This is a genomic window from Sorangium sp. So ce296, from assembly GCF_051529605.1.
Lineage (GTDB): Bacteria > Myxococcota_A > Polyangia > Polyangiales > Polyangiaceae > Sorangium > Sorangium cellulosum_D.
In genome coordinates this window covers 6,726,917-6,738,985 of record NZ_CP150325.1, presented here as the reverse complement: position 1 = coordinate 6,738,985, position 12,069 = coordinate 6,726,917, and the positions used below count along the sequence as shown (strand labels likewise).

The following is a 12,069-nucleotide window of genomic DNA, read 5'->3' as shown; positions in this document are numbered from 1 at the left end:
GTGTCGTCATGCGCTGCGGCAGGAGACGATGATCCGCGGGGTCCCCCGGGCTACGAGCCGTGCGCGGAGGCGAGCTTTGCGAGCGTCGCTCCGTCGGCCTCTCCCGTCACCGGCAGGCCGTGGTCGCTCTGGAAGTCTTCAAGGGCGATCCGAAGGAGGCCCTCCTCCCGGCCCTGCTCTTCGCTCTCCAGATAACCGAGGCTCACGAGCCGCACCAGCGGCCCTTCCGCCGCATCGAGGGGCGGAAGATGGCCGAGCGAGAGCGCCATCTCTTCCTGGTCCTCGCCGTCGCCCAGGAGGAGCCGTCCGCTCGCCGCGGCGGGTGAGATCGGCACGACGATGAAGCCGTCGCCGTCCGTCTCGCCCTCGAACGTCGCGCCGTCGATCTCGAGCACGTAAGGGACGCCGGCGCGCGGCTCGGATTTCGCGTCCAGGAACCGGAGTCGCAGTTCTTCAGGCACGCCGCGGCGGCGGAAGGTGTGACGAGCGCCCGTGGGCCGCTCTTCGATCTTCAAACGCTTGTCGGGGATGAAGACGACATCTTCGGTCGGCGAGAGGGCGCTGGGGTTCGAGCGCCTCTCGCGGAGGGCCGCGTTCTCTGGCAGGTTCCAGAGCGTGTCGGGATAGAACCCATAACGAAAAGCGATGCTCGAGAGACACTCTCCTCGCCTCACGACGTGCTTGAAACCCATCACGAATTCTCCTTGTCGTCCGAGCCCGTCTCCTCCTCGCCTCCCGAGACCACCTTCGACTTGTCGCGCAATCCGAGGAGCTGCGCCTGGAACTCACCGACCTCGATGTATGGAATCGGCTCGAAGCGGCTCTCCTCGTCCCTCGGCGTGATCGAGCCGTACGTCTCGTCCTCGTCCTCCAGATCGAGATCGCCGAGGACGTAGTTGAGGAGGTGCAGGTAGCGATTGGCCTTATGGACGCGGTTGCAAAGGGCCATGCCGTCGCCGACGAGCTTCTCGAAGCCTTCAGGCTGCCCCGCCACCCAGCAGTCGAGGAGGTACCCGCGGGCTCTTCGATCCCACGAGTCTTTGGACGCCGGGCCCCTGTCGATCCACCCCTGGCCCACCTTGCGGAGATCGTCGTCCGACAGCCTCTCTTCTTCGAGCTCCATGCTCGTCGGGCCGACGTTCTTCGCCTTCTTCTTGTTCTTCTTCTCCGCTTTCACGGGAGCGGGGCCGAGCTCGAGCACGGCCCTCAGCCCCGCGTCGATGGGATCGGCCTTCAATCGAGCGATCATGAAGTCCCTGAGCCGCTCGTCGGTCGGACGTCGGACGTCGTGACAGTACGAGAGCCACCGCAGCAGGGACTCGCTGGTCAACCCCTGGGACTCCTTGGCGAACGCTTCATAGTCCGCTTCCGGCACCTTGGGCGCGAGATCCGACAGATCGGGATCGTTGAGCACGCACGAGAGGAGGACACAGAAGCTCTTGAGGCATGCGGTCCAGTCGTCGCTCATCGCTTGGCGCTGTTTAGCGAGCTCGCAGAGGTCGGCCAGCGACTCGCTGATCCCTCGAACGGCGTCCCGCCGCATGCACGCCACATTGTCGCAGGCTTCCTCGATCTTCGACCTGAAGCCCCTCGGCAATTTTTGGATCTCGAACCGGCGCCAGGCTTGGGGTCGCTCCCCTGTGCTGAGGAGGGCGCCAACCGGGCAATGATCGCTGATGTCCGACCACCAGTTCAACGCGCGATGGTCGAAGTCGAGCGGCAAGAGGCCGCCGCCCTGGGCGACGATCCCCGCCTGCCGGAAGACGAACGTCTTCGAGTGCGCGAAGAAGTCCGCGCGCTTGTTGAGGACGACGACCGTCCGCTCTCCCGATTTCCCGTCCTCCTGCTTCGCGACGATCATCCGGGTCGTGCGGTCCTGGATATTCTGGGCGTTTCCCTTCAAACGCGTTTGATTCGTCGCGGAGACCGAGATCGCGAGGTCGAGGTTCGCGTTGGTCAGATGGGACTCGAAGAGCTGGCTCTTGCAATGATTCAGCTTGGTCGACTTGACCACCGTCGATTCGGGGTCGAGGTAGTAGTCGCCGGCGAGCACCCAGTGCCCGCCTGCCTTGCCGACGTAGGCGAACATCCCTTCGAGCTGCTCGTACTCTCCCTGTCGCTTGAGCCCGTGTCCGGCGGGCGTCGTGTGGACGACGCCGACGGAGACCTTTTCGCCCCGCGGATCGAGGAGCTCCAGGTCGTGTACGACGACGGGCCGGCAGTAGGCTGGCCAGAAGCGCGTTTGCAGATAGGCGACGAGCTGCCCTTCGGGGTGGGCGTCGAGCTGCCGGCACGCCTTCTCATAGTTCTTGAACTGGCGAACGAGCTTCTTGTCCGGCTTGGCCGTGTTGCTCGTCTTCTCATAATCGGCGATCACCTGCTTCAGGTCGTCCGCGGGCTTCATCTGCACGAGCAGCAATTGGACCTCGGGGTGCTGGTCGAGCGTGAAGACCCATTTTCGGACCCAGGGCGCTCCTCTGGAGCGAGCGGTGCTCTTGATGGAGCGGACGTAGGTGCCGGCGTTGGTCCGTACGGGCGATCCTCCGTTCTTGTTGAGCTGCTCGTTCAGCTCCTCCAGCAGCGCCACGGGCAGGTAGACGGAGCCGTCCTTCGACGGTTTTTTCAGCGGGAGCCTCTCCACGATGGGCGGGGCCTTCTCGGCTGGGAGCTCGCACAGCTTGAGGGCACAGGGTTTCTTTGCCCAGTAGTGGACCCCGGGCGCGAGGCGATTGCCGTCGTAGGACGCCCAGGCGTCGCCCTCGCGAGCCTTCCTGAACATGCGGGATCGCACGACGACGGGGTAGTACTCCGGCTGGCCGAGCCGCACGCTCTTCCAGGTCTTGAACCACCCCATGTCCACTTCCACTTCGCGGAGCTTCACGCCCTCGCCCTCGCCCGTCACTCGGACCTTGAGCGCCGTCCCCCAGATGGACCATGTCTCCTCTCTCACGGAGCCGGGATCGTAGGCCTCGGGGGCGTCCTCTTCGGGGGAGCCGTCGTCGTCTTCGCCCTCGTTGTCCGTCTCGTCGTCCTCGCCCTTCGTGCGCCTCTCGTCCTCCTCCTCCTCGTCGACCTCGATCTCGGGGCCGACCGCGGAGAACGATCGCATGAGCGGGCCGAAGCGGCACTCGAGGCCGCTCTCCTTGAGCGTGGCCACGAACGTGTCTTTCTCGAGCACGTCTCTTCCGGCGAGGTTCACCTCCTGGAGGGCCAGGACGTCGATCCAGAGATGGCGCATGAAGATCCAGGCGATGGTGCTGGTCTTCTCCTCCGCCTGATTGATGTGGTTGAGGTTCCACGTCGCCACGCCGAGGCTGAGGGGAGGGAGCTTTCGCGTGTTGTCGGACAGCTTCTTCGGGTGCCCTTTACCCGCCTTGGCGACCTTGAGCAGTTTGGGATCCGGTTTGAATCTCTTGTTCGGATCGAAGGTCGCCCCCTCTCCCTCCTTGACGCGCGCCCTCTTGGTCTTGCTGGAGGGCGGGTCCTTCTCGGTCGGGATCTCCGTGCTCGTCGAATCGAACTTGACCGACCAGGAGCTCCAATCGAGCCACTGCTCCTGCACGTTCGGCACCTGCGGGTACAGCCACGGAGATCCGAAGTCGAACCCGACGAGGCGTTCACTCTCGTGCATGTGCCGCTCGTGCGCGTTCCGCGCGCAGCCCGGGTTGGTGCAGGCGAAGCAACGACGGCATTGGGTCCGCCCCTGGCAAGAGAAGCATCCGTAGAACGTGGTGAGGGTCTTGCACTTGGGGCACAGCGGCTCGTCGATGACGTTCATGGCAATCCTATCGCTCCGATGTTGCTCACGATGGGTTCACGGGATCACAGAACGCGGACGCGATCGCAGGACCGCGCTTCTCTCGACCGAGGCTGGCCGTTGCGAAACCTCCTGACAGATACTGGCGTTTTGGACGTTGCCCCCTGCTGGCGCGCTCAGGCCTGCTTGCTCCCCTCCTCCACCGCCTTTCGGATCCCCCGCAGCATCTCCAGCACGGCGTCCGCACCGCCCCACGGGTACGCCATCCGCAGGGTCCCCTCGAGCAGCGCGTCGAGCGACGCGCCGTCGGCTCCGGCCGGCCCGGCGCCCGCCTGCGCCCCGGCCGAATGGGCGAGCTTGGAGACGAGCGACGGGATCCGCTCGATGCCGAGGAGATCCCACGGGTGCGGGAGGCCGCGCTCCAGGCACCAGGCGTCGTACTGCTTGGCCAGCGCGAACTCGGGCAGCTCCCAGTGCTCCATGTCCCAGATCGCGCAGTAATCGCCGGCCGGGGTGGAGCGGTAGAAGACCTCCGATCGCATGTGGCGCGCCGCCTGGGGCGCGGCGCCTGGGTAGCCCCCGCCCGGCGCCGGCGCGGGCGCGCCGGCGGGGACGCTCGAGGCCGCCGGCGCCCCGGCGGGCGCGCCCGCCGGCGCCCCGGCGGGCGCGCCCGGCGTGGCCGCGGCCCCCGTCGCGGGCGCCTTCACGAGCCGCAGGTGGTCGAGGATCGCGTTGACCGCGTGGCGCCCGGACTCGTTCGCCGCCTCCATGGTCGACATGCGGGTGAAGGTCTTCAGGTACACACCGGCGAAGACCAGCTTGCCCCAGTGCACGAGATAGCCGCCGTGGGGAGCCTGCCACAGCGCCGCGTCCGGCGCCTTCGCCGGCGGCGTGCTCACCACCCGCGGGGTCGGATCCCACGGCGGCGGGCCGGGGCGGCTCTGGAAATCGGCCTTGATCGGCACGAGGTACGGGACCCGGGCGCGCGTGAACACGCCGCGATCGTCGAACTCGAGGTACTCGTCGAGGTAAAACCAGGTCGGCGCCGGAGGATCGTAGATCGGCGCCTCGGCCGCGCCCGCCGGGCGCATCTCGGCCACGATCTGCGCGAAGACCTGCTCGGCGATCTCCACCGGGCCGCACTCGGCCGCGGTCCTCCCGGCCGCCGCCCCCTCCCGCGCCCGGGTGTTCCAGTCGCAGAGGTCGATGCTGAGCAGCGAGACGAACCCGTCGCGCTCGAGCGTGGGGCGCCGCCGCCAGAACTGCGCGCTGTTGATCGAGGTCAATCCCCAGGGCGCCTGGCTGTAATAGACATATCCATTGTTGATCTTCAGCTCCTGGGTGAAGAAGAACTGGAGACCCGACATCGTCTGGAAGCGATCCCAGGCCGTCACGCCGAACGCGTGCCCCGCGCCGGCCGCCGGCCGCGGCGCCCCCTCGCCCTCCTCGGGCGGCGCCGGCCGGACCTTCGTGGTGAAGCCGCCGAGATCCCTCGGCACGCCCGCGGCGACCCCGGCCCGGCGCAGCGGCTCGGTGACCGCCTCCGCCGAGCACGCGTCGGTGGCGACCACGTGGTAATCGGCGCTCCGGAGGGCCTCGGCGAGCTCCCGCTCCCGCGGCGTGAGGTCGTCCCCCGCGGGCCGCTCCCCGGTGGCGAGGCGGATCAGGAAGCCGTGGGGCACGATCTCGCCGCCCTCGAGCTCGAGGCGCTCCAGCCCGCCGAGGATGAACTGCACCCCGAGGCGGCGCTCCAGGTAGGCCCTCCAGGGCTCGAGCCACGCCTCGGTGGTCGGGCCGCTCAGCGTGCCGTCGACCTTGGGCAGCGTCCGGACCCAGTTGTAAAAGAGCTGCACGTACGTGTTCCCGCACGTCCGCGCGTCGCCCCACACCGCGTCGAACGAGGCGAGGACGCGCGATTGCGTCTTGGCGTCCCGCTCGAACCGCTCGCTGTAATGGTAGAGCCGGGCGCCGGTCGCGGGATCGTACCCCTCGAGGTACTCCCACCACGAGATGCGCTCCATCTCCAGCGCACGGCGCCCGGCGGAGGTGCACATGTACCGCAGGACGCGCAGCATGAGCTGCGTGAGATCCGCCGCCGTGTAGCCCATGGTGCGGAGCGCCGCGAGGCGCTCGGCGCGCTCGTGATCCGAGCCGGGCGGCGAGCGCGGCATGATGAGCGGGCTGAGCCCGCCGCTGACGATGCCCTGGTTCGGGGTGGGCACCACGTTGTCGTAAACGGTCCTGCCGCTCTCGTTGCCGTCCTCGTCGAGGAGCGGGATCCGGCGCATCGTGTCGAAGACGTGGTTGTAATACGAGGGGAAGAAGCGAAAGCCGTGCTCGCCAGGGAGCACCGTGAAGCACACCTCGACGACGGCCCAGCGGTTGTGGTCCGGCGCCTCGCCGTCCGAGCGCCGCGGCGCCCGCTCGCCCTGCCTGCTGGCCGCGATCGTGCACGCGGCGCCGCCCGCGGCGGCGGCGATCAGCGCGCGCGCCGCCTCGGCCCGCTCGACGCAGAGCTCGCGGTGCTCCTCGGGGTTGGTCAGCGGCCGCGAGCCGGGGCCGGGCGGCGGCGCGTCGTCGTGGGCGTCGGCGTAGCCGGTGATCTCCAGCCGGAAATCGACGTCCTTGCCGCGGAGGTAGGCGAGCAGCGCGCGCACGCGCGCCTCGACGTCGGCGCGCGTCTCGCCGCCGGGCGCGTCGTGGCTCCCGCGCGCGAACGGGACGTGGATCGGGACGAGGCGCAGGTCGCGCGCCTCGGCGACGGCGCTCATCCCGTCGACGTCGCTGCGGCAGAACCGCGCCGACCAGGGCCCCTCGGCCCCGCCCGGCCGCGCCTGCCGGCCGATCGCGTACTGCGTCCGCGCCACGCCGCCCATGGCGATCCGGCGCCGGCCGTGCCGATCGAGGCAGGTGTCCTGCTCGACGACGCGCACCACGAAGCCCCGCTCCGCGAGCTCGTGCGCGACCGTCAGCCCGGCGATCCCGGCGCCGAAGACGTTCACGGTGGGCCGCCGGCCCGCGTCGCTCCCGCCGCCCATCAGAACGCCGCCTTTCCGCCGCCGTGGAGGTACGCGCCGGGCTCGTCCGCGAGCGCGCCGGCGCCGCGACCCGGCCCGACGCGGAGCTCGACGCGGCCCCGCTTGGTGGACGCGCACTCGAGCAGGAACTGGCTGTCGGGGACGTCGGGCGTGGGCGTCAGGCACAGGGAGTGGACGCGCCAGACGGCCTCGATCTCGGCGGCGGCCGGGCCGCCGCGCAGCGAGCCGAGGAGCCGGGCGATCGAGAGCCCCTCGGCCTCCATCGAGAGCCACGCCGAGCGGTAGAGGAGCTCCCCGTCCGACCTGCGCCGGAGGAGCAGCCGAGCGCGCCCGCGCGGGCGCAGATCGGCGCGCACGCCGCCGAGGTCGGGGAGGAGCCCGACGCCGCAGAAGCGGAGCGACTCGGTCTCGGTCTCGAGCGGGTCGGGGAAGCGCGTCCACAGCGCCCCCTCGACGAGCGCCTCGGGCTCGGCGGGATCGTCCTGCCGCACCTCGTCGAGGCCGGGGGTGCCCCAGAGCTGCAGCGCGCGCTGCTCGCCGTCCTCGTGCTTGCGGAGGACCAGCGCGACGCGCCCCGCGCCGGCCGCCGAGCCCGCCCAGAAGAGGCAGGCGCCCGGCGCGACGCGATCCCAGAGGGCGCCGCCCCACTCCCGGAAGGGGCGGAGCAGCTCCGGCGCGTCGGCCGGCGCGATGGCCTCGCCGAGCTCCCGGCAGCGCTCGAGGCCCACGAGGCCGCGCCCGATGTCGCCGTGCCTGCCGCCGTCCCAGCCGCCCACGCACAGGGCCGCCGTCACCGCGTCCTCGGACAGCGCCGCGAGCGGCACGCGGCCCTCGATGAACAGCGCCCGGGCGATCGCCGGCCGCCCCTCGGCGTAGACGCGCGCAGGGTCCGCGATCGGGACGCCCGTCAGGTGCTCGGCGACGGCGCGCGCCCACGCCTCGCCCGCGGACGCGTCGAAGCGGCGGTAGGCGCCGTGCTCGAAGGCGCGGGCGAGGCGGCCGCCGTCCCGCGCCCGGTCGAGGAGGAGGCCGGCGATCGCCTGGGGGTCGTCCGGCGCGCCGCCCTCGTCCGGGAAGAGATCCGGATCGTTGAGCGCGCGGCGGAGCCTGGGCGGCTCGAGGTCGGCCGCGAAGCTGGCCGCCCTCGCCTTCACGCCGTCGCTCCGGAAGGCGCCGAGCGCCCGCTCCAGCGCGGGAGGAGCGGGCGTTTCCGGGCGCGGCGCGGGCGCGGCCTCCGGCGCGCGCCCTTCGCCGCCGTCGAAGAGGTGCACGGGCGCCTGCACGGGCCTACGGCGCGGATCGGTGTGTCGCTGCTGCATGGGTCCTTCCTTCCGGTGAGAGATCGAGCCCCGACGCCACGGCCGCCGCGAGCGCCCGCGGCCGCGCCACCCCCTGCGCCGCCATCCACGCCTCGGCGCGCCGGATCTGCGCGGCCCCGGCGCTGCCCCCCGCGAGCTGCCCCAGCGCGAGCCGCGCCGCCTCGCGGTGCAGCGCCATCTCCAGCCGATCGAACCCCGCGATCGCGGCCTCGAGCGCGCGCGCCGCCTCGCCGGCGCGCCGCTCGACGCGCGCGATCCCGGCGCGGAGCAGCTGCCCGATCGGCGCGCCGGCCGCGAGCGGATCCCGCTCGATGCGGCGGATCTGCGCGCGCGCGTCGTCGAGCAGCGCCCGCTCGGTCCACCCCGCGCGCCGCGCGCGCGGGCGCGTGGCCGCCGCCGCGAGCGCGGCGCGCGCCCGCGTCCAGCGCAGCTCGAGGCCCGTCCCGCGCAGCGGCAGCAGGAACGACGCTTCCAGGCGAGGCCAGTGATCGAGCACCGCCGCCCACGCCGCCCAGGGGTCGCCCCGGTAGAGCGCCGCGTAGCCCGACGCGATCATGGCGGCGTACTCCTGGCGCCGGTAGCCGTGCTCGGGCCAGCGGCGCGACCGCGACGCCTGGCGGCCGAGCGCCGCCGCCGCGCTCGCCTGCGCCTCGTCGCCGCGGTCGGCGGCGAGCCACGCGAGCATCGGCTCGCCCACGTGCGCCTCGCAGAGCGCGTGCACGTCGCCGCGGCGGCGCGCGTCGCCCGCGAGCTCCGACAGGCGCGGGAGCAGCTCGCGCAGCTCGCCGAGCCAGGCCAGGGCGAAGTGGTGGAAGATCGCCACGGTGACGCGCTCCCAGGCCGTGCCGGGGCAGCGCTCGCGGAAGAGCGTGTCCGCGCGCCGGCACGCCTCCGCCGTCCTCCGCCACTCCCCGCGGGTGAACGCCACGTTGACGAGGGCCAGCTCGCGCCACGCCGCGTCGTACGGGTCCCCCGTGCGGACCGCGAGCGCGCTCACCTGCTCGAGCAGCGCCTCGACGCTGCGGTCGAGCAGGGCGCCGCCGAGGTGCGCCTCCATCGAGGCCTCGTAGGCGAGCGCGCGGCAGACGGTGGAGGCGTCGCCGACCTTCAGCACCCGCCGGAGGTGCAGCATCCGGAAGGCGTCGGCGAGGTGGGGGCTCAGCATCGACATGCTGGTGGAGGCGGTCCACAGCGCGTCGAGCCGCGGGCGCTCCGCGGCCGGCAGCGCCGCGGGGAAGGCCCGCCGCCGCGCGTCGGAGCGCCCGAGCAAGAAGGCGAGGCGCCGCCACGACGCGGCGGCGAGCGCGCCGGCGAACGATCCGGGAATCGGCACGCGGAGCGCCTCGAGCGTGCTCCTCATCTCGCGCCACCCCGCGTCGATGAACCCCGCCTTGAGGTGCTGCTCGGCCGCGCGCCGCCGCAGCGCCACCGCCCGCTCCGCGGCGGGCGGGCCGCCGACGTGCGCGGCGGCCTCGAGGTAGCGCTCCGCCGCCTCGGGCGCGCGGCCCAGGTTCACGAGCGCGTCGCCGAGCTTCTCGAGGATGCCCGCGCGCCCGGCCGCGTCGCCCGAGAGCGCGAGCCCCCTCTCGTAGAGGACGGCGGCGTGCTCGAAGGCGAGCGCGGCGGCCGCGCGGTCGGCGGCGCGGAGCGCGTGCTCCCCTGCCCTCCGGGGCTCGCCCGCGCCCTCCCAGTGGTACGCGAGCGCCTCGTGGTCGCGCGCCCCCTGCGCCTCGAGCGCCTCCGCGATGGCGCGGTGCCTGCCGGCGCGCTGCTCGGCCGGCAGGGCCGCGAGCAGGGCCTCGCGGATCCGGTCGTGGTAGATCGCCACGCCGCTCGCGCCGTCGCCCGCGATCTCGCGCAGGAGGTTCGCGTCGCGGAGCCGGGCGACGAGGGGCCGCTGCCGCTCGTCGAGCCCCGCGGCCGCGAGCGCGACGCCGCGCTCGAGCGGCTTGCCCGCGACGGCGGCGATCTCGAGGAGGCGCTGCGGCCCGGGGTCGAGCGCGCGGACGCGCGCCATCACGAGCGCCGCCACGTCGAGGGGCGCGCGCTCGTCCCCGGCGCCGCCCTCGGCGGCGCGCGCGCCGAGGTAGCGCGCCATCTCGGCCGCGATGAACGGGTTGCCCTCGGCCTGCGCGACGACGGCGTCGATCTGCCCCGCGCGCCGGGCGCCGTCCGCGCCGAGCATCGCCCGCGCGAGCGCCGCGACGTCGTCCACGGCGAGCGCGCCGAGCTCGATCGTGCGCGCCGCCCCGCCGCCGCCGTCCGCGCCCTCGAGCAGGTGCCGCAGGAGCGGGCTCCGCTGCCGCTCGTCGCTGCGGTACGTGAGCAGGAGCAGGAGCGGCGGCGCCGGCGCGCGGGTGAGCTCGTCGAGCAGCGGCGCCGAGTCGACGTCGCCCCACTGCACGTCGTCGAGCCACAGCACGACGAGGCGCGTCGCCGCGAGGCGGCCCATGAGGTCGCGCAGGGCCGCGGCGCCCTGCTGCTGGAGGGCGATCGGGTCGGGCTGGGCGGCGGGCTCGGGGCCGGAGAGGAGCGCGGGGAACTGCGCGAGCACGGGGAAGAGCTGGGTCAGCGCGCGGGCCCCCGCGGGCACGAGGGCCGAGAGCGCCTCGGCGGACAGCGTCTCGAGGTGGGCGGCGAGGCCGTCGATCGCCGCGTCGAGCGCCTTGTACGGCAGGCTCTCCGCCGGGTGGCAGCGCCCCTGCAGCACGAGGAGGTCGCCCGCGCGCCGCTGGGCCTCGAGGAGCTCGCGCACCAGCGTCGATTTGCCGATCCCCGAGGGGCCGTGGACGTGCACCGTGATCTGCCGCCGCGCTCCGGCGACCTCGTCGAGCGCCCGCGCGATCGCCGCCATCTCGGCGGCCCGCCCGACGAACGGCGGCCCCGGCGCCGCCTCCGCGGCGCCAGCGGCCGCGGCGCCGCCCTGCCCCGGCGCGAGCACGGCGAGGCACGCCTCCGCGCCCGGGCGCCGATCGGGATCCAGGGCGAGGAGGGCCATCGCGAGCTCGAGGAGGTCCTCGGGCGCGTCGGGGGCGAGGGCGAGCGCGGGCTTCGGCACGTACTGGACCTTCTGGTAGAGGATCATGTCCATCGTCCCGCGGAACGGGAGCACGCCGGTGAGCGCCTCGTAGAGGATGACCCCGACCGCGTAGAGGTCCGCCGCCCGCGTGATCGCGCCGTGGCGGACCTGCTCGGGCGCCATGTACGCCGGGGTGCCGGCGATCTCGCCCGGCGGACGCTCGCTCGCGCCGCGGAACGCCGTGACCAGCCCGAAGTCGAGCAGCGTGATCCGATCGCCCGCGGAGACGAGGACGTTCGCGGGCTTGACGTCGCGGTGGACGCGGCCGGACGCGTGCAGGGCGTGCAGCCCCCGGACGAGCCCTGCGAGCCCCTGGCGCAGGCGCGCCCAGGCCTGCTCGGGGACGGGCGCCTGCGCGCCGCGCACTTCGTCGAGCGCGCCGGGCGCGGGCGGCGCGCCCGCCGCGCTCGGCACGCTGGACGAAGCGCGCGGCGCGAGCGGCGGCGTCTTCCCCGCCGCGCTGGCGGTCGTGTCGCCGCCGGGCGCGGGGGTGGCCGGGGTCAGGGTCATGGTGGCCGTCGCGCGCTCGGCGGTCGGCGCCTGGACGGAGGCCCCGGGGATGCCGAGGTCGTCGCGGATCCAGCGGAGCAGGTCCTTCCCCTCGACGAGCTCCATCGTGAAGAAGCAGCGCTCGTCGTCGACGAAGAGCTCGTGCAGCTGGAGGAGGTTCGGGTGCGTCACGCCGGCGAGCGCGCGGAACTCGCTCTTCAGGCGGAGCACCTGCTCCGGCCCCGGCTGGCGCATCATCTTGAGCGCCACGTCCTGGCCGAGCTCGCGATCGTGGACGCGGTAGACGGTCCCCATCCCGCCGTGGCCGAGGTGGGCTCGGAGCTCGAAACGCCCGGTGCCCAGGAACGAGGCGCTCTTGCTCGTCAT

5 protein-coding genes are annotated in these 12,069 nt (G+C 73.0%); all 5 read right to left on the bottom strand.

The window, feature by feature from the left end; all coding sequences use genetic code 11:
* Positions 1-50: 50 nt before the first annotated feature.
* The 5 genes from WME98_RS25115 to WME98_RS25095 all read right to left on the bottom strand — a co-directional run bounded on the left by WME98_RS25115 (position 51) and on the right by WME98_RS25095 (position 12,069).
* A complete protein-coding gene (locus WME98_RS25115; RefSeq protein WP_437953606.1) occupies positions 51-692 on the bottom strand; it encodes a peptidoglycan-binding protein in 642 nt (213 codons plus the stop codon).
* Entirely contained in the window at positions 692-3,778 is a 3,087-nt protein-coding gene (locus tag WME98_RS25110; RefSeq protein WP_437953605.1) for a hypothetical protein, read from the bottom strand. The genes WME98_RS25115 and WME98_RS25110 overlap by 1 nt, the downstream gene beginning before the upstream one ends.
* A 155-nt stretch (positions 3,779-3,933) precedes the next feature.
* Positions 3,934-6,795, bottom strand: a complete 2,862-nt coding sequence (locus WME98_RS25105) for an NAD(P)-binding protein (protein ID WP_437953604.1) — start codon at positions 6,793-6,795, stop codon at positions 3,934-3,936.
* Positions 6,795-8,114 (bottom strand): hypothetical protein, encoded by a 1,320-nt coding sequence (locus WME98_RS25100; RefSeq protein WP_437953603.1) that lies wholly within the window; start codon positions 8,112-8,114, stop codon positions 6,795-6,797. Before WME98_RS25100 ends, WME98_RS25105 begins: the two co-directional genes overlap by 1 nt.
* A complete protein-coding gene (locus WME98_RS25095; RefSeq protein ID WP_437953602.1) occupies positions 8,083-12,069 on the bottom strand; it encodes a serine/threonine-protein kinase in 3,987 nt (1,328 codons plus the stop codon). Before WME98_RS25095 ends, WME98_RS25100 begins: the two co-directional genes overlap by 32 nt.

What these genes read in the sequence shown, in the direction of transcription:
- WME98_RS25115 (WP_437953606.1), bottom strand. Translation starts at nt 692, where the DNA reads ATGGGTTTCAAGCACGTCGTGAGGCGAGGAGAGTGTCTCTCGAGCATC.
- WME98_RS25105 (WP_437953604.1), bottom strand. Translation starts at nt 6,795, where the DNA reads ATGGGCGGCGGGAGCGACGCGGGCCGGCGGCCCACCGTGAACGTCTTC.
- WME98_RS25110 (WP_437953605.1), bottom strand. Translation starts at nt 3,778, where the DNA reads ATGAACGTCATCGACGAGCCGCTGTGCCCCAAGTGCAAGACCCTCACC.
- WME98_RS25095 (WP_437953602.1), bottom strand. Translation starts at nt 12,069, where the DNA reads ATGACGAGCAAGAGCGCCTCGTTCCTGGGCACCGGGCGTTTCGAGCTC.
- WME98_RS25100 (WP_437953603.1), bottom strand. Translation starts at nt 8,114, where the DNA reads ATGCAGCAGCGACACACCGATCCGCGCCGTAGGCCCGTGCAGGCGCCC.